The organism is Pseudomonas sp. ATCC 13867 (assembly GCF_000349845.1).
In the GTDB taxonomy this organism is placed as follows: Bacteria; Pseudomonadota; Gammaproteobacteria; order Pseudomonadales; family Pseudomonadaceae; genus Pseudomonas.
This window is the reverse complement of record NC_020829.1, coordinates 5649393-5666319: the sequence shown is the minus strand read 5'-3', so window position 1 is coordinate 5666319 and position 16927 is coordinate 5649393. Positions and strand designations below refer to the sequence as shown.

Below are 16927 nucleotides of genomic sequence, written 5' to 3'. Positions count from 1 at the left end.
AGGCGGGGACCACTCCTGATCGATTCCCTGGTCATGCCCGCCGGTTCTGGCACGGATTCAATTCGTCCAATTGACCGAACAGGGGAATCCCTCATGAACAAACTGCTGCAGGCATCCATGCTGGGCCTGGCGATCTCCGGTGCCCTGCTGTCCGGCGGCTGTGCCACGGAAAGCTCCCGCGCCATGCCGGTGGAACAGGTGGAAAGCGTCAGCCGGCCCTATTCCGGTCCGCGCGCGCCGATCGCCGTAGGCAAGTTCGACAACCGCTCCAGCTACATGCGCGGGGTGTTCTCCGATGGCGTCGATCGCCTCGGTGGCCAGGCCAAGACCATCCTCATCACCCACCTGCAGCAGACCAACCGCTTCAATGTGCTGGACCGCGACAACATGAGCGAGATCCAGCAGGAAGCCGCCATCAAGGGCCAGGCCCAGCGCCTGAAGGGCGCCGATTACGTGGTCACGGGCGACGTCACTGAGTTCGGCCGCAAGGAAGTCGGCGATCGCCAGCTGTTCGGCATCCTCGGCCGCGGAAAGACCCAGGTGGCCTACGCCAAGGTCGCGCTGAACATTGTCGATATCTCGACTTCCGAGGTGGTGTATTCCAGCCAGGGTGCCGGCGAGTACGCGCTCTCCAACCGCGAAATCATCGGTTTCGGCGGCACCGCGAGTTACGACTCCACCCTCAACGGCAAGGTACTCGACCTGGCCATGCGCGAGGCGGTCAACCGCCTGGTCAGCGCGGTGGAAAGCGGGGCCTGGATGCCCAGCAAACACTGAATCCTGAACTGCAAGGAACAATGCAAAGATGACGGAAGTGATGAGCACATCGCGTGTGCTGCGTGGCCTGGGCCTGTTCGCGGCGCTGCTGCTGGCCGGTTGCCAGACGCAGAAGCCGCTGTACCAGTGGGAAAGCTACCAGCCGCAGGTCCACGAATACCTCACCGGCGAGTCGAAGGAGGCGCAGCTGGAGGCGCTGGAGCGCGACCTGCAGAAGATCAAGGCTGACAACGGCGCCGTTCCGCCGGGCTATCACGCCCAGCTCGGCCTGCTCTACCTCAGCCTGGGCAAGGACGATCAGATGATGCAGCAGTTCCAGACGGAGAAAGCGCTGTTTCCCGAGTCGGCGACCTACATGGATTTCCTGATGAAGAACGCCCGGGGAGGCAAGTGAGATGATGCATAGGATCAAGGTTCTCGCCGGTCTGTTCGCCCTGGCCCTGCTCGCGGGTTGTGCACCGCAGAAGACCGTGGACTACTCCGCCTTCAAGCAGAGCCGCCCGAAGTCGATCCTGGTGCTGCCGCCGCTCAACGAGTCGCCGGACGTGAAGGCTTCCTACGGCATGCTTTCGCAGATCACCTACCCGCTGGCCGAGGCGGGTTACTACGTGCTGCCGGTTGCCCTTGTGGATGAAACCTTCCGCCAGAACGGCGTGAGCACTCCCGCTGACATCCACCAGTTGCCCGCCGGCAAACTGCGCGAAATCTTCGGCGCCGATGCCGGGCTCTACGTCACCGTCACCGAGTACGGCACCAGCTACATGGTGCTGAGCAGCGCAAGCATCGTTACCGCGAGCGCCCGCCTGGTCGACCTGCGTTCCGGAACCACCCTCTGGACCGGTACCGCCACCGCTTCCAGCGAGGAGGGCAGCCAGAACAGCGGCGGCCTGGTCGGCATGCTAATCAGCGCTGCAGTGAAGCAGATCATCTCCAGCGCCCAGGAAGACGCCAGCTACCCGATCGCCGGTATCACCGGTGCCCGCCTGTTGTCCGCCGGACACAACGGGGGACTGCTGTACGGTCCACGCTCGCCCAAGTACGGTACCGACTGACCGGAGGTGGCCGTGGTGTTTGCCGGCCTGCTCGCCACCCGGGTTCTGTTCAAGGGTGCCCGCGTGCGGGATGGCTCACTGGCGGCCGTCGGCAACGGACGCCACTGCGGCGTTCTGCCTCACGGCTGACCTGGATGACCTTGACTCAAGTCAGGCCCGCTCGGGAGGAGAGGGAGAAGGATAGGGTCAACCCAATCCCTCTTCGTCAGCGGAGACCGCGTCATGATTACCCACAGCAACCCTGCGGAGCTTGCAGCCCTCGCGGCTGTCGGCGCCGATCACTGGATAGAGACCCTCGATGACGGCAGCCATGTGCTGATCCGCCCGCTGCGCTCGGAGGACCGTGAGCGCGAGCGCCTGTTCCTCGAGCGCCTGTCGCCCATGACCCGCAAATTCCGCTTCCACGGCGAAGTGAAGATCGACGACAAGCTGCTCGATCGCCTGATGGATGTGGATTACCAGCGCACTATGGCGTTCATTGCGCTGACGCATGTGGACGGTGAACTGCGGGAAGTCGGCATCAGTCGTTATGCGGCGGTGGACGGTCAGTTGTGCGAGTGCGCGGTGACCATCGCCGACGAGTGGAAGCAAATGGGCCTGGATGTCGCGCTGATGCGCCACCTGATCGACGTCGCCAAGCGCAACGGCTTCCGCCAGATGTACTCGATCGACTCCTCTATGGATCGTGATATCCGTGACATGTCCCGTGAATTGGGCTTCCACGCCCAACTCGATCCAGACGATGCCTGCCAGGTGATTCGCCGCCTGGCCCTGTAAGTCCTCTGCTCCGGCGGGGCGTCAGCCTCGCCGGCGCCACAATGCCAGGCCCAGCAATACGGCGATCAGCAGCGCGGCCACGGCTGCCAGTGGATAGATCGCATCGTCGTCCAGCAGCGGTTTCTCGATGCGCAGGTAGCCGTCGTCCTTGAACAGCCGCTGCGCCAGGGTGTTCACCTGCGGCAGGCTGACTTTCGCCAGGCGTTTGTCCTCGTCGGGGAAGCGGCCGTCATCGAAGTCGCCCAGCGCGCCCCAGTAATAATCCGCCAGCGTCGCGTTGCCGGGTGTGCTCCAGGCCAACTGGGCTCGCGCCACGCGCTGGATGCGACTGAAACGCGCCGGGTCCAGCCCGTCGTGGCGAATCCTGTCCACCACCCCGTGCAACGCCTTGAGCGTGGCGTCCTGATCGTCACGCTCGATGTCCGCGTTGAGGCTGAGGAAACCCTGGTTGGCCCATGCACTGCGCTCGCTCCACGGACCGTACGACAGCTCGCGACGAACCCGCAGCTCGGTGTATAGCGCGTCGTTCAGGTAGGCCTGCAGGAGGTCCAGGGATGCGCCATCGGCATCCCCGGGTTCGGGGAATATCCAGTGCAGCACCATGCTCTCGCCGAACAGGCGGGTGGTCAGCGTACGCTGGCGCTCGGCCGACCCCTTCATCTCCGGCAGCTCGCGGCGCTCGGGGGTGTCGTGATCGACCAGGGCGCCGTAGGTGCGGCCCAGGTACACCGGCAGGCGCGGGTCGAGGTCGCCGACGATGATCAGCGTCATGTTGCTTGGCACGTACCAGTCCTTGCGCACCCGATCCAGCTGGGCCTGGTTCAGGTGCTCGAGCGGAGCGCGTTCGGCGCAGGCCAGCCCCAGCTCCACGGCAAGCTGTTCCTGGCCGGCGCGGCTGACGTTCTGGTGATCGAGCCAGCGCTGCAGGTGCGAATAGTGGCCGCCGTCCTCGCGCACCAGTACTTGCTTGGCCGATGCGATCTTGCGGGCGTCCAGTCGAGTGCGGGTGATGGCTTCCAGCAGCAGGTCGAGTACCTGGCGCTGGGTGGCGGCCGGCGACTCGACGACAAAGGCGGTATCGCCTTCACTGGTATAGGCATTCCACTGTCCGCCCAGGGCCTGCATGCGGGCTTCCAGATCGGCCTCGTCGCCGCCGTCCAGGCCGCTAAAGAACAGGTGTTCCATCAGGTGCGGCAACTGGCGGTCATGGCAGGAGAAATCGCTGAAACCGACGCCGACGATCAGCCGGATGGAGACGTGACCCTTCTCGCGGGTGGGCTTGAACAGCACGCCCATGCCGTTTTCCAGCTGATAGGCCTCGACCGTCTGGCGCTGGTCGGCGGATGACCAGCCAGCAAGCAGCAGGGACAGCAGGGGGAACAACAACCAACGCATGGGCGGGAGCCTGGACGCAAAGCGACGAGAATAGCGGATTGACTGGCTCGAACCCACCCGTAATCCGCCCTACGGCTGGCCTCTTGCATCATCGCCCACGGCTTCTATCGTCACTGAGGGCGTTCGCGAGGCGGAATTACCCTCTGGCGACGGCGGAACAGGCCGTTCGTAGTGGCAGCAGCGATTCGGAGGCTCCATGCGTGTCCTGATTACCGGTGCGGCCGGTTTCCTTGGTCAGAGCCTGCTCAATGAGCTGGCCGTGCAGCATCTCGACTGGACGCTGATCGCCGCCGATGTCCGTTGCCTGAGCTCGCAGGGCCTGCGCCCGAACATCGAACCGCTGCAACTGGACGTCAGCGTGCCCGCCAAAGTGCGGTACTGCATGGAGAAATGGCGTCCCGAGGCCATCGTGCATCTTGCCGCGGTGATCAATCCGCCGCGGGAGATGTCCGAGGCGCAGCGGTATGCCGTCGAGGTTGGCGGCACCAAGGCGTTGATCGAAGCCGCCTGCGAGGCCGGCGTACAACAACTGATCGTTACCAGTTCCGGCGCCGCTTACGGCTATCACCCCGACAACGCCGAATGGATTGACGAGAGCCAGCCGCTGCGGGGCCATCCGCGCTTCCTCCATGTCCGCCACAAGCAGGAGATCGAGCAGTTGCTGGCCGATATGCGGCAACGTTATCCACAGCTCAAGCAACTGATCCTGAGGCCGGGCACCATTCTCGGCCGGCGTGTGCATAACCCGCTCATCGAGCTGTTCGACCAGCGCAAGCTGCTGGGCGTCACCGGCCATTCCAGCCGTTTCGTATTCATCTGGGACCAGGATGTGGTGAACGTCATCCGCCAGGGCCTGGAGCAGGGCAGCGAGGGCATCTACAACCTGGCGGGCGATGGCGCGCTGTCGCTGCGCGAGATCGCCGAACTGCTCGGCAAGCCCTACCGATCCTGGCCGGCACCGCTGCTGCGCGCCGGGCTTGGGCTGCTCAAGCCGCTGGGACTGTCGAGCTACGGCCCGGAACAGGTGGACTTCCTGCGCTACCGGCCGGTGCTGGACAACCGGCGGCTAAAGGAGGTGTTCGGGTACCAGCCGCGCTATTCCAGCCGGGAGGCGTTCCTGGCCTTCCTCGATGCCCGTGGGATGAAAGGCTGACCCCCAGCCTATCCGGAAAAGCCTGTGGATAGGCTGTAGACAAGCCTGTGGAAAGCCAGTCCTGGAGAAGGTCTCAGCTGTTGTCCGAGCGGCGGCGGAGCTGGCGGTACTCGCCCGGGGTCAGCCTCGTCCAATTGCGGAAGGCGCGGAAGAACACGCTGGGTTCGGAGTAGCCGAGCAACGCGGCGATATCGGTGGCCGGCAGGTTGCCTTCGCTGAGATAACGCTCCGCCAGTTGCCGGCGAGTGTCGGCGAGCAGTTGTTGATAACTGCTGCCTTCCTCGGCCAGGCGCCGTTGCAGGGTGCGTTCGCTCAGGCCCAGTTCGCTGGCCACCGCCGCGCGGCCCGGTTCGCCTCGGGTGAGTTGTTCGCCGAGCAGCGCCACCACCCGGCCGCTGACGCTGGCGCTGGGCAGGCGGGCCAGCAGCCCTTCGGCGTGCTGGCGCAGCAGGTCGCGCAGTGAGGCATTGGCCTGCGGCAGGGCGACGCCGGCCATCGCCTTGGGCAGGCCTAGGGCATAGTCCTGGGTATCGAAGTGCAGCGGACAGGCGAAGGCCGTTGCGTAGTCATCCAGGTGCTCCGGCTGGCGGTGCATGAAACGGCAGCCGGCGAGCTGCAGGCCGGGCAGCAACGCCTTGAGCTGGCGCGCCCAGAAACTCAGCAGGGCCAGCGCCCGGGCGCGAGTGGCCGGTTGCTCGGGATTGAGCGGGCGATAGGCAACCCAGATGACTTCGGCTTGCGGCTCGATCGTTACCTGGCCGCCTTCGCCGACCAGACGCTGATAGCGCAGCCCCGACTCGAGGGCTTCGCCCAGGGTCGTGCTGCTCTGCAGCAGATAGCCCAACGCGCTGAAGGAGGCCGACGACAGTGCGCGGCCCAGCGCCAGGCCTGGTTCGTGGCTGGGCAGGCGGGACTGGATCGCTCCCCAGAGCGATTCCTGGCGGGGAAAGTCGATGCGCGCGTCGGGGTCGCCGAGCTGGGCTTCCTGCAGGCCGCTGGCGGCGAGCAGGGATTCGCGGTCGAGTCCGAGACGGACCGCGGCGAGCAGCACTGCCTGGGTCAGGCTGACGCTGACCGAGGGCGTACGTTGTGTTTGAGAGCATGCGTCCATGACGGCGGATTCTGCCCTAACCCTGGGCTTGGGGGGTAACCTGTTGTGCGCGGCGCCCGATGAGCGCCGCGCATAACGATCCGGGTGTCGGCGGGTTTCAACTCGCCGCGCGGGAGCCCGGTGTCGAGGGCTGCTGCTCCTGTGCCGGCGCGCCGTCGCGCAGGGCGAGGTCCTCGTCTTCGCCGGCATTGCCGGTGCTGGCGTCCGGGTTGTCCAGCACAGCGTAGGCGATGGCGCAGAACAGCGAGTTCAGGCGCTTCATGTCGCTGATCAGGTCCAGGTGCAGCGAGCTGGTCTCGATACTCTGCACCACCTGCTGGCGCAGGCGGTCGACATGGGCGTGGGCGTAGTGGCGCTCCTGCAGGCGGAAGCGCTGCTTGGCGCGCCGCAGGCGCCGGGCGCCTTCCTGGTCGCCGTTGAGGAACACCGACAGGGAAAGGCGCAGGTTGCTGACCAGTTGTCCATGCAGCGTGGTGATCTCTTCCAGGCCGTTGTCGGAGAACGAGCGACTGCGCGACGTCTTCTTGTCCTGCACGGCGCCGAGCATGTGCTCGATGATGTCGCCGGCCTGCTCCAGATTGATCGCCAGTTCGATGATCTCGGCCCAGCGGCGACTGTCCGGCTCGCTCAGGTCTTCGCGGGGCATGCGCGCCAGGTACAGCTTGATCGCGGTGTAGAGCGCGTCGACGTCGTCATCCTGCTTGCGGATCTGCTTGGCCAGCAGCGGATCGCCGCTGTGGATAACCTGCATCAGGTGGTTCAGCATCTGTTCGACGATGTCGCCCATGCGCAGGGTCTCGCGCACCGCGTTGATCAGCGCCAGGCTCGGCGTGTCCAGTGCCGCCGGGTCGAGGTGGCGGGGGCGCACGGTGTCTTCGGGTGACTGCCGGTCGGGCATCAGCCGGGTGCACAACTGTGCCATCTGCTCGGTGAGCGGCAGGCAGGCCAGGCAGCGGGTAGCGTTGTAGAGCACATGGAAGGCGATCACCAGCTCCTGGGTGCGGAACGGCCAATCGTCCATCCAGTGGGCCACCGGCCCCACCAGCGGCAGCGCCAGCAGGCAGCCGGCGAACTTGAACAGCAGGCTGCCCAGGGCCACGCGCCGGCCGGCGGCATTCTGCGAGGCCGAGCTGATCAGGGCGAGGATGCCGCTGCCAAGGTTGGCGCCGACCACCAGGCACAGCGCGACCTGCAGCGAGATCACCTTGGAGGTGGCGAGGGTTGCGGCGAGCAGCACGGCGGCCAGGCTGGAATAGGAAATCATGGCGAACAGCGCGCCGGTCAGCGCATCGAGCATCACATCGCCGGTCAGGCTGGAGAACAGCACCTTCACGCCCTTGGCCTGGGTCATGGGCTCGGCGGCGGCGACGATCAGTTGCAGCGCCAGGATGATCAGCCCCAGGCCGATGAACACCCGACCGAGCTGGCCGGCGCGGGTCTGCTTGCGGCTGAGGAAAAGGATCACCCCGAAGAAGATCAGCAGCGGCGAGAGCCACGACAGGTCCAGCGTCAGCACCCGCGCCATCAGCGCCGTACCGACGTCCGCGCCGAGCATGATCGCCAGGGCCGGAGCCAGTGCCATCAGGCCGGTGGCGACGAACGAGGTTGCCAACAGCGCAGTGGCGTTGCTGCTCTGCACCAGCGCCGTCACGCCGATGCCGGCGGCGAAGGCCAGCGGCCGTTTCTGTACGCTGTGGCTCAGCACGCGGCGCAGATGGGTGCCGTAGACCCTGAGGATGCCGGTGCGGACGATATGTGTGCCCCACACCAACAGGGCGACGGCGGAGAGCAGATCGAGCAGTTTGAGCATGTCGGGCCCCCTCGCACATTCCGGGGCCGCTGACCTCAACAGCCCCTGACGACCTCGCCCGCAACCCGATAGTGCGGAAGGCCGATAAGGACACGGCAGCATTCAGGCGTTGTCATCCAACTGTCTGGGTAGACCCCCGTTTTTCCCTGAGGGTTCGCCAAATGCCTGATTCGCTGGGGTTCCTGTGCTTGAGTAAAGCTGATCCGGCGCCATCGTGCGGCATGATGTGAGAGGTAGGCGGTGAACTGTCCACAGCGCGTGGTCTGACCTGGAACAGAAGGAATGCCGCGCCCTGTGGATAAGATGACCGGGAGCGCAAGCGCTGTCGGGCATCCGCCCCGGCGGGTAGGGCATTCATCAGCGAGGAGTGGGCATGCGAGGTATTCGAGAGATCGTTCGGCGGGGCAGCCTGATCGCCCTGCTGCTGGCGCTGGGGGCGTGCAGCAGCCTGTTCGGTCTGCGCGATCCGCTGCGGGTCGAGCTAGTCGGCCTGGAGCCCATCGCCGGACAGGGCATGGAGGCGCGTTTCGCCGTGAAGCTGCGGGTGCAGAACCCCAACGACGATGCCATCGACTACAACGGCATCGCCCTGGACCTGGCGGTCAACGGCCAGCCGCTGGCCAGCGGGGTGAGCGATGCCAGCGGGCAGGTGCCGCGCTTTGGCGAAAAAGTGATCAGCGTGCCGGTGAGCATCTCGGCCTTCTCCGCCTTCCGCCAGGCCTGGGGCCTGTCCGGCGGGCCGCCGCGCCAGGGCATGCCCTACGAGATCAACGGCAAGCTGGCCGGCGGTCTGTTCGGTACGGTGCGCTTCAACGACAAGGGCGTGCTGAACTGGCCGGAGCCGGTCGCACGCCCTTGAGGCGGGCCTACGTGTCGTGGATAAACCGGGCTGTGGATAGCCCGGTTTTTATTGCCTGGCTGTTATTCACTGCCGGTGGATAGCACTTGTGAATTACTGCCCCGGAATGTCCTTGCGCAGTTTCACCGGATCTTCCTTCTTGCCGCGCGCGGTGCGCATGCGGATGTTCAGCGCTTCCACCGCCAGCGAGAAGGCCATCGCGAAGTAGACGTAGCCCTTGGGCACGTGGACTTCGAAGGCTTCGGCGATCAGCACGGTGCCGACCACGATGAGGAACGACAGCGCGAGCATCTTCAGCGACGGGTGCTTGTCGATGAAATCGCTGATGGCGCCGGCCGCCAGCATCATCACCAGTACGGCGACGACGATCGCGGCGACCATCACCGGCACGTTGGAGACCATGCCCACGGCGGTGATCACCGAGTCCAGGGAGAACACGATGTCGATGATGGCGATCTGGATGATGGTGCCGATGAAGCCGCCCATCATGCTCTTGGGTTCGCCCTCGGTTTCGTCTTCGCCTTCCAGGCCGTGGTAGATCTCGCTGCTGCTTTTCCACAGGAGGAACAGGCCGCCGAAGAACAGGATCAGATCGCGCCCGGAAATGCCCTGGCCGAGCACCTGGAAGAGGTCGGCGGTCAGGCGCATCACCCAGGTGATCGACAGCAGCAGCAGGATGCGCGTGACCATCGCCAGCGCCAGCCCGAAGAAGCGCGTGCGCGGCTGCATGTGCTTGGGCATGCGGCCGACCAGGATGGAAATCATGATGATGTTGTCGATGCCCAGGACGATCTCCAGGGCGGTCAGGGTGAAGAACGCAATCCAGATTTCAGGGCTCGTCAGCCATTCCATTACGGGTTACTCGAATCAGTCGTTGAACAGGGGAAACAGGCCCAGAACCAGCGCGGCAGCCAGGATTGCCAGGCAGACCAGCACGGCCCACTTGAGGGTGAAGCGCTGATGGTCGCCGAAGTCCACCTTGGCCAGGCCTACCAGCAGGTAGGTCGAGGGCACCAGTGGGCTGAGCAAGTGTACCGGCTGGCCGACGATGGAGGCGCGGGCCATTTCCACCGGGGTGATGCCGTACTGCGCGGCGGCCTGGGAGAGTACCGGGAGCACGCCGTAGTAGAAAGCGTCATTCGACATGAAGAAGGTGAACGGCATGCTCACCAGTGCCGTGATGGTCGCCAGATACGGCCCCAGCGACGGCGGAATCACCGCCAGCAGGCCCTTGGACATCGCTTCGACCATGCCGGTGCCCTGCAGGATGCCGGTGAACACCCCGGCGGCGAAGATCAGCGAAACCACCGCCAGGACGTTTTCGGCGTGGGCGCCGATGCGCTTTTTCTGCTCCATGATGCAGGGATAGTTCACGATCATCGCGATACCGAAGGCGATCATGAACAGAACCGGCATCGGCAGCAGGCCGGCGATCAGCGTGGCCATCAGCACCAGCGTGAGGGCGCCGTTGAACCACAGCAGCTTCGGCCGGCGCGCCTCGGGGTACTGCGAGACGCTGACGTCGGCCAGCGACTCATGGTCGGTCGGCAGGTGCAGCTCGCCCAGGCGTGCGCGCTCGCGTTTGCCATAGACCCAGGCGATGGCGAAGATCGCGACGATGCCGGCGAGCATGGCCGGAATCATCGGCACGAAGATGTCCGCCGGGTCCACGTGCAGGGCGCTGGCGGCGCGGGCCGTGGGGCCGCCCCAGGGCGTCATGTTCAGCACGCCGCTGGAAAGCATGATCAGGCACGCCATCAGCAGCGGGCTCATGCCCAGCCGGCCGTACAGCGGCAGCACGGCGGCCACGCAGATCATGTAGGTGGTCGAACCGTCGCCGTCCAGCGAGACGATCATCGCCAGCGCGGCGGTGCCCATCGAGACCTTCAGCGGGTCGCCCTTCACCAGCTTGAGGATCTTGCGTACCGCCGGATCGAACAGACCCGAGTCGATCATGATGGCGAAGTAGAGGATGGCGAACATCAGCATCACGCCGGTGGGCGCCAGGGTGCGGATGCCGTCCAGCATCATCGGCCCCAGGCCCGCGGCGAAGCCACCGAGCAGGGCGAAGGAGATCGGGACCAGGATCAGCGCGATCAGCGCCGACAACCGCTTGGTCATGATCAGGAACATGAAGGTCGCCACCATGGCGAAGGCGAGGAAAGTCAGCATGGGGATAACTCCGTATCGGCGCGGATGTCAGCGATGGCTGCGAAGGAATGGGCGCGGCGCGAGCGGAGCGGGGGAGGACAGGGAACGGAACATGGCAATCACCGATTGTTGTTTTTGTGCGAAACCTGGCCGGGGGGCCGAGGAGGCGATGCTAGGGGGTCAAGCTTTCAGCAGGCTTTCGCCGGAGGATGCCGTTGATCGGAGCAGATTTTCGTAGGAACGGTGCGTCATGTGGATAAGTTTTCGGCCTTTGCGGGAGCGGGTCAGCCGAGCGCCTGGATCACCCCCATCACCAGCAGCAGGCTGGCGCCCGCCAGCAGCGTCTGCAGGGTGATGATCCCCGCCATCAGGTGGCTCTCGCCGCCCAGTTGGCGGGTGAGCACATAGGCCGTCGGCGCGGTAGGCAGGGCGAAGAACAGCACCAGCAGCGCGCTTTCCAGCGTCGGCAGGGCGAGCAGGCGGGCGATGGCGAAAGCCAGCAGCGGCATGGCCAGCAGGCGGATCGCGCAGTTCCAGCCCAGCGCCGGGACCTCCGCGCGCAGCTCCTGCGGCTGCAACGCCGCACCCACGCAGAGCAGGCCCAGCGGCAGGCTGGCCACCGCCAGCAGGTTGAACAGCCGGTCGCTGCCGCCGGGCAGCCCGATACCCGTCACATTGAGCAGCGCGCCGGCCACGCAGGCGAGGATCAACGGATTCTTCGCGATCGGCAGCAGCAGCGCGCGCAGGCTGATGCCGCGCTCGGCGGTCAGCGCCCACACCGACATCACGTTCACCGTCGGCACCATCAGCGCCAGCATCAGCGCGGCCAGGGTCAGGCCCGGCTTGCCGTACAGGCTGCCCACCGCAGCCAGCCCCAGGTAGGTGTTGAAGCGCAGCACGCCCTGGGCGATGGCGCCGAAGCGCGCCGCATGCCAGCCGCGCAGGCGTTTGGCGATCAGCAGGACGGCCCAGGCGCTGCCCAGGCCGAGCATCACCGCCAGCGCCTGGCGGGCCAGGCCCGGATCGCTCAGCGGCGCATTGGCCAGGCTGCTGGCCAGTAGCGCGGGGAAGAGGATGAAATAGTTGAGTCGCTCGGCGGCGGGCCAGAACGCCTCGCCGGGGAACCCCTTGCGACGCAGTACGTAGCCGCCGACGATCAGTGCGAACAATGGCCAGAGGGCCTGGAACAGAGCGGTCACGGCGACCCCGCAAGATGGCTGTAAGCGGGCATCTTGCCGAGCTGCCGAGGGAGAGGGCAAGGCGTGTGGATAAGTTTTTCAGCCCTGCCCGGCGGATTTTCCACAGCCCGTCGCGCTGTGGAAAACCTTGTCCACAGCGTCAGCGGCGGAATCCTCCTCCACCGAAGTGACCACCGCCGAAATGTCCGCCACCGAACCCGCCACTGCCCCATTGGCGCTGGGTCTGGCCGAAACGCTGCTGGCCCAGTTGGCGGGACTGCCATTGCTGGTCGAGCTGGCTGCGCACGGTGCCCTGGCTCGGTTGGACGGGTTGCCAGCCCGTATCGGTGTGCTTCTGCCAGCCTCCGCCCTGGGTGTGCTGGTAGACGTTGCCGTCGTGGCCGGCGTAGACGTCGCCATTCTTCCAGGCCACGGCGTTGCCGGTGCGGCGGTTGTAGGTGATGCCCTGGTTCTGGCGGTCGTAGCTGCCGCGACCGTCGTCCACGTCCCCGGAGATGCCGCGTTCGGCGATGGTGGTCCGGCCGGTCTGGGCGTTGTGCTTGATGCCCTGCTGGCCCGCCTCGAAGTCGCCCGAGTCGCGGTCATAGGCGACACCGCTGCGGCCCGCGCCGGATATGCCGGTGGAAGCATTGGCGTAAGCGCCGCGGCGGCCGGCGGCGCCCCGGTCGGTGTAGGGGTTGAAGGCCGCGCCCTGGGCACCCTGGAAGCGCGTGCCGGTGCGCGGGTTGTAGCCGATGGCCGAGCTGCCCTGCCACTGGGTGCCGGTCCAGCCGTTATAGCCGTAGGCGTGGGTGACGGAGCCCTGGCCCCAGCGGCCGTAGAAGTTCGCCTGGTTGATGTTGGTGTAGCTCCAGCCGCCGGCCGGGTAGGGGCCCCAGTACGGTCCCCAGTAGGGCTCGGGCGCCCCCCACCAGGCGCCGGCGGCGAAGCCGAAGGCGAACCCGGTCAGCGCGCCCACGGCAAAGCCGGCGCCGTAGCCGTAGGTCGGCGGGTAGCCGTAGTACACGGTGCTGCTGACGTACGCCGGGTAGGTGTAGCCGGTGCCGTAGACCACCGTACCGTCGCTGTTCACCACCACGCCCAGGTAACCGGGCGTGTAGCCCACCACCACGGTCTGCGGGGTCACCGAGTAGATGTGCACGTAGGTCACGTAGTACACCGGTGAGCTGGGCGGGATGCCGTAGATCACAGTCGGCACCTCGGTCGCCACCTGCCAGGCGCCGGTGGCACTGGGGGCGACGAACCAGACGCCATTGCTCACCGCGTAGAACTGGTTGGGCGCCACTTCGATCACGGGCGTCGGGGTGTTGACCGCATAACTCAGGCTGGTGCCGGAGATCGGCTGGAAGTTCGGCGCGCCGTCGTAGTGCACCTGCAGCGTCGTCTTGCTGCGCGACACGCTGGCGGTCTGCGGGATGCTCGCGGCAATGGCGGCTTCCTTGGCCTGCGGCGTACCGGGCACCGAAACCAGCACGTTGGCCTTCGGATCCCTGGGTGAAATCTTCGCGAAGTCCGCAGGCAGGTCCTTGCCTTCGACGAACTGCCACGGACCTTGTTCGCCGGGGCCGCTGAACCAGCGGCCGGACACCAGCACGTACCAGGTGTTGTGGGTGGGATCGACGAACACCGCGTGGTCGGCGTTCTGCATCGTCAGCAGGCTGACGCCGTCCACCGGTGCCATCTGCGCGGTGCCATTGCTGACGATCAGTTCGGTGGGCTGGGTGGCGACCCGTATCGCCGGCGCCTTCGCCGGCTTCTTGCCGTCCTTGGGCAGCAGCGCGTCCACCGGACCGTTCTTGCTGGCGACCTGCTCGGCGTTGACCAGCGCCTGGGGCGGCCGGCTCAGCACCAGCCAGTTGCCGTCCAGCGCCTGGGCCGTGTACCAACTGCCCGCCGCCTGCAGGTAATGGTTGCCCTGGGCGTCACGCAGGATCAGCACGCGGCTGTTGATCACGCGCTCGAAGTCGCTGCTCGGCAGCGATTGCCAGTTCGGCTGGCCATCGATCATCACCAGCAGTGTCGGGGTGGTGGCGAAGACGATCTGCGGCGCGTCGTTCTTCACCTCGACGTGGCGTAGCTTGTCCAACTGCTGGTTCACCGCGTAGCTGGCCTGCAGCTCGTCCAGGGAGACGGTCAGGCCGTCCTTGGGCAGGTGCGCGAGCAGGGCGTCGCGCACCTTGCCGGCGCTGTCCGGCGCGGTAGGGACTTCCACCTTGTCGATACGGATGTCGGTGAGCTGCACCAGGCCGCTGTCCTTTTCGATGGCGGCGGCGGCGGAGAACAGCGCCACGCCATAGGTCGGCGCGGCATCGGCGGTGCCCACGGCGATCGCCGCGCGGCCGCTCATGCGGGTGCCGTCCCAGCCTTCCACCTGGGGCTGGAAGATCTGTACGTGCTGCTCGCCCAGGGGGAAGTCGCGCGGCCACTTCAGCTCGGCGGCGGCTGGCGGGGCCTCGGCCGCCAGCGCGACGGGATGGCCGAGCGCCAGGCCGATGGCCAGTGCGAGGGACGACAGGAGCGGGCGTAGAAGCATGCTGGAAACCTTTTGCAGGGACGTTGCGCCGTTCAACGATAGTGCAGCGCCGTCGGGTATGCGCGGGAGCCGGACTCCGCGGCGCATCATGCTGACTCAATTTCGTGAGCAGGCTAACAAATCACGCACGGCAACCGTCGAGTTAGACGCTTTACGAGTCCCCTGCCGTCCCGCCGGACTACAGCCCCAGGTCGCTCAGCGACGGGTGACCGTCGGGCCGGCGCCCCTGTGGCCAGCGGAACAGGCGCTGGTCCTCGCGGATCGGCAGGTCGTTGATGCTGGCGTGGCGCTCGAACATCAGGCCGTTCTCATCGAACGCCCAGTTCTCGTTGCCGTAGGAGCGGAACCAGTTGCCCGAGTCGTCGTGCCATTCGTAAGCGAAGCGCACGGCGATGCGGTTGTCGGTGAAGGCCCAGAGTTCCTTGATCAGCCGGTACTGCTGCTCGCGGACCCATTTGCCGGTGAGAAATTCGACGATCTGCGCGCGGCCCTGGACGAAGGTCGCACGGTTGCGCCAGCGGCTGTCCGGGCTGTAGGCCAGCGAAACGCGCTGCGGATCGCGGCTGTTCCAGCCGTCCTCGGCGAGGCGGACTTTCTGGATGGCGGTTTCCCGGGTGAAGGGTGGGAGAGGGGGACGGGCTTCGTTCATGGTGGTCTCCAAGACAGTGAGGCTGGAAGCTGGTCTCCATACTCCGCCCGGCCCCGGTTGAGGTAAATGACGGCGATCCCACAGATATTGCCAATAGTGAAACGACGTTCTTGTTGTTCTGTAGGAGCGAGCTTGCTCGCGAACGGGGTTCGCAGAAAGCTCCGGTGCTGGGCGGTTCGCGAGCAAGCTCGCTCCTACAGTATCGGCCTCGGCAATTGAGCCCCATTAATAGGAGCTACTGTCCTTCTCTGAGCGTTCGTGGCTGAGATTACCCTCTCCCTTCAGGGGAGGGCTGGGGAGAGGGGCTCTTGGCCGCAACGTCATGACTGCCCGCCACCTTGCGCAATCCCGCCCGGTCCTGGCTCGGACATACCCCGAACTTCGCCCGGTAGCTGCGCGACAGGTACGACGGCGTCTCGAAGCCGCAGGCCACGCCGATCTCCAGCACGCTCATGTCGGTTTGCCGCAGCAGTTGGCGCGCCTTGTCCAGGCGCAGGCCGAGGTAGAAGTTCGACGGGGTGTCCTGCAGGTGCAGGCGGAACAGGCGCTCCAACTGGCGCCGGCTGACCCGGATGTGCTCCGCCAGTTCCAGCGTGGAGAGCGGCGGCTCGGTGTGGCGCTCCATCTCGTCGATCACCCGCGCCAGCTTGCGATTGCTCACCCCATAGCGGCTGGCCACCTGCAAGCGCTGGTGGTCCTGGCGGGTGCGGATGCGGCTGACCACGAACTGCTCGGATACCTGCACCGCCAGCGCCGGGCCGTGGTCCTGGGCGATCAGGTCGAGCATCAGGTCGATGGACGCGGTGCCGCCGGCGCAGGTGATGCGCGGCCCGTCGATCTCGAACAGCTCCTGGGTCGCCTGCACCTGTGGATAGGTTTCCCGAAAGGCCTCCAGCGCCTCCCAGTGCACCGTGCAGCGCTGGCGCGCCAGCAGTCCGGCCTCGGCCAGCACGAAGCTGCCGGTGTCGATGCCGCCCAGGATCACGCCGGCGCGGTCGAGCCGGCGCAGCCAGTGCAGCAGCGCCGGGGTGCTGGCGCGCAGCGGCTCGAAACCGGCCACCAGCAGCAGCGTATCGCCCGGCTTGAGTGCCTCCAGGCCGCTGTCGGCGTTCATCGACATGCCATTGCTGGCCAATACCGGACCGCCGTCCAGACTCATCAGGTGCCAGCGGTACAGCTCGCCGCGAAAGCGGTTGGCCACCCGCAGCGGCTCCACGGCGGAGACGAAACCCATCACGGAAAAGCCGGGCAACAGCAGGAACCAGAAGTCTTGGGACATGGCGGATACCGTGCGATTCGGGGCGGCGGTCGGGTGGCGTTCGATTGGCATAGTGCAATTGGCCGGCACTGGCAATCGGGGAGGTCGCTACCGTGCAAGAGCAGGTCGCACCAGTGCGATTCGCCCGGCCTGGCGCTGCGTAACGTGAAGACCAGTCCCCCGTGAGGGACCGCATGACAAAA

The 16927-nt window shown here is 66.1% G+C and carries 15 protein-coding genes; 6 read left to right on the top strand and 9 right to left on the bottom strand.

Annotated features, from left to right (window positions below):
• The first annotated feature begins 33 nt into the window (after window positions 1-33).
• The 4 genes from H681_RS25290 (at window position 34) to H681_RS25275 (ending at window position 2606) form a co-directional block, all read left to right on the top strand.
• Window positions 34-777, top strand: coding sequence for a CsgG/HfaB family protein (locus H681_RS25290; RefSeq protein WP_442961247.1), 744 nt, complete (start codon window positions 34-36; stop codon window positions 775-777).
• A gap of 40 nt (window positions 778-817) precedes the next feature.
• On the top strand, window positions 818-1171 hold the full coding sequence (locus H681_RS25285) for a DUF4810 domain-containing protein (RefSeq protein WP_370600376.1): 354 nt from the start codon (window positions 818-820) through the stop codon (window positions 1169-1171).
• Between the two features lie 4 nt (window positions 1172-1175).
• Window positions 1176-1829 (top strand): DUF799 domain-containing protein, encoded by a 654-nt coding sequence (locus H681_RS25280; protein WP_015479749.1) that lies wholly within the window; start codon window positions 1176-1178, stop codon window positions 1827-1829.
• 222 nt (window positions 1830-2051) lie between these two features.
• Window positions 2052-2606 carry a GNAT family N-acetyltransferase gene (locus tag H681_RS25275; RefSeq protein WP_015479748.1) on the top strand — a complete coding sequence of 185 codons (555 nt, stop codon included), beginning with the start codon at window positions 2052-2054 and terminating at the stop codon, window positions 2604-2606.
• A 21-nt stretch (window positions 2607-2627) separates the two neighbouring features.
• Here H681_RS25275 and H681_RS25270 read toward each other — a convergent pair whose 3' ends face one another.
• Window positions 2628-4001: a M16 family metallopeptidase gene (locus tag H681_RS25270; protein ID WP_015479747.1), complete on the bottom strand. Its 1374-nt coding sequence runs from the start codon at window positions 3999-4001 to the stop codon at window positions 2628-2630.
• 196 nt (window positions 4002-4197) lie between these two features.
• Between H681_RS25270 and H681_RS25265 the strand changes: the two genes are divergently transcribed.
• A complete protein-coding gene (locus H681_RS25265) occupies window positions 4198-5154 on the top strand; it encodes an NAD-dependent epimerase/dehydratase family protein (protein ID WP_015479746.1) in 957 nt (318 codons plus the stop codon).
• 73 nt (window positions 5155-5227) lie between these two features.
• On the opposite strand, the gene H681_RS25260 is transcribed toward H681_RS25265, so the two are convergent.
• Window positions 5228-6265: an AraC family transcriptional regulator gene (locus tag H681_RS25260; protein ID WP_041712282.1), complete on the bottom strand. Its 1038-nt coding sequence runs from the start codon at window positions 6263-6265 to the stop codon at window positions 5228-5230.
• A gap of 97 nt (window positions 6266-6362) precedes the next feature.
• On the bottom strand, window positions 6363-8075 hold the full coding sequence (locus H681_RS25255; protein WP_015479744.1) for a Na/Pi cotransporter family protein: 1713 nt from the start codon (window positions 8073-8075) through the stop codon (window positions 6363-6365).
• A 373-nt stretch (window positions 8076-8448) separates the two neighbouring features.
• On the opposite strand from H681_RS25255, the gene H681_RS25250 reads away from it, so the two are divergent.
• Window positions 8449-8934, top strand: coding sequence for an LEA type 2 family protein (locus H681_RS25250; RefSeq protein ID WP_015479743.1), 486 nt, complete (start codon window positions 8449-8451; stop codon window positions 8932-8934).
• 93 nt (window positions 8935-9027) lie between these two features.
• Here the strand turns inward: H681_RS25250 and H681_RS25245 are convergent, their stop codons facing one another.
• The 6 genes from H681_RS25245 to H681_RS25220 all read right to left on the bottom strand — a co-directional run bounded on the left by H681_RS25245 (window position 9028) and on the right by H681_RS25220 (window position 16745).
• On the bottom strand, window positions 9028-9786 hold the full coding sequence (locus H681_RS25245; RefSeq protein ID WP_015479742.1) for a TerC family protein: 759 nt from the start codon (window positions 9784-9786) through the stop codon (window positions 9028-9030).
• 15 nt (window positions 9787-9801) lie between these two features.
• Window positions 9802-11106 carry a CitMHS family transporter gene (locus H681_RS25240; protein WP_015479741.1) on the bottom strand — a complete coding sequence of 435 codons (1305 nt, stop codon included), beginning with the start codon at window positions 11104-11106 and terminating at the stop codon, window positions 9802-9804.
• A gap of 263 nt (window positions 11107-11369) precedes the next feature.
• Window positions 11370-12344 (bottom strand): AEC family transporter, encoded by a 975-nt coding sequence (locus H681_RS25235; RefSeq protein WP_177324591.1) that lies wholly within the window; start codon window positions 12342-12344, stop codon window positions 11370-11372.
• 79 nt (window positions 12345-12423) lie between these two features.
• Window positions 12424-14817: a carbohydrate-binding family V/XII protein gene (locus H681_RS25230; protein WP_015479739.1), complete on the bottom strand. Its 2394-nt coding sequence runs from the start codon at window positions 14815-14817 to the stop codon at window positions 12424-12426.
• Between the two features lie 178 nt (window positions 14818-14995).
• Window positions 14996-15466, bottom strand: coding sequence for a nuclear transport factor 2 family protein (locus tag H681_RS25225; protein ID WP_015479738.1), 471 nt, complete (start codon window positions 15464-15466; stop codon window positions 14996-14998).
• A gap of 268 nt (window positions 15467-15734) precedes the next feature.
• A complete protein-coding gene (locus H681_RS25220; protein ID WP_015479737.1) occupies window positions 15735-16745 on the bottom strand; it encodes a GlxA family transcriptional regulator in 1011 nt (336 codons plus the stop codon).
• Between the last annotated feature and the right edge of the window lie 182 nt (window positions 16746-16927).

Excerpts from the sequence above, each read along its gene's own strand:
- H681_RS25290 (WP_442961247.1), top strand. The coding sequence starts at position 34 with ATGCCCGCCGGTTCTGGCACGGATTCAATTCGTCCAATTGACCGAACA.
- H681_RS25285 (WP_370600376.1), top strand. The coding sequence starts at position 818 with ATGAGCACATCGCGTGTGCTGCGTGGCCTGGGCCTGTTCGCGGCGCTG.
- H681_RS25280 (WP_015479749.1), top strand. The coding sequence starts at position 1,176 with ATGCATAGGATCAAGGTTCTCGCCGGTCTGTTCGCCCTGGCCCTGCTC.
- H681_RS25275 (WP_015479748.1), top strand. The coding sequence starts at position 2,052 with ATGATTACCCACAGCAACCCTGCGGAGCTTGCAGCCCTCGCGGCTGTC.
- H681_RS25270 (WP_015479747.1), bottom strand. The coding sequence starts at position 4,001 with ATGCGTTGGTTGTTGTTCCCCCTGCTGTCCCTGCTGCTTGCTGGCTGG.
- H681_RS25265 (WP_015479746.1), top strand. The coding sequence starts at position 4,198 with ATGCGTGTCCTGATTACCGGTGCGGCCGGTTTCCTTGGTCAGAGCCTG.
- H681_RS25260 (WP_041712282.1), bottom strand. The coding sequence starts at position 6,265 with ATGGACGCATGCTCTCAAACACAACGTACGCCCTCGGTCAGCGTCAGC.
- H681_RS25255 (WP_015479744.1), bottom strand. The coding sequence starts at position 8,075 with ATGCTCAAACTGCTCGATCTGCTCTCCGCCGTCGCCCTGTTGGTGTGG.
- H681_RS25250 (WP_015479743.1), top strand. The coding sequence starts at position 8,449 with ATGCGAGGTATTCGAGAGATCGTTCGGCGGGGCAGCCTGATCGCCCTG.
- H681_RS25245 (WP_015479742.1), bottom strand. The coding sequence starts at position 9,786 with ATGGAATGGCTGACGAGCCCTGAAATCTGGATTGCGTTCTTCACCCTG.
- H681_RS25240 (WP_015479741.1), bottom strand. The coding sequence starts at position 11,106 with ATGCTGACTTTCCTCGCCTTCGCCATGGTGGCGACCTTCATGTTCCTG.
- H681_RS25230 (WP_015479739.1), bottom strand. The coding sequence starts at position 14,817 with ATGCTTCTACGCCCGCTCCTGTCGTCCCTCGCACTGGCCATCGGCCTG.
- H681_RS25225 (WP_015479738.1), bottom strand. The coding sequence starts at position 15,466 with ATGAACGAAGCCCGTCCCCCTCTCCCACCCTTCACCCGGGAAACCGCC.
- H681_RS25220 (WP_015479737.1), bottom strand. The coding sequence starts at position 16,745 with ATGTCCCAAGACTTCTGGTTCCTGCTGTTGCCCGGCTTTTCCGTGATG.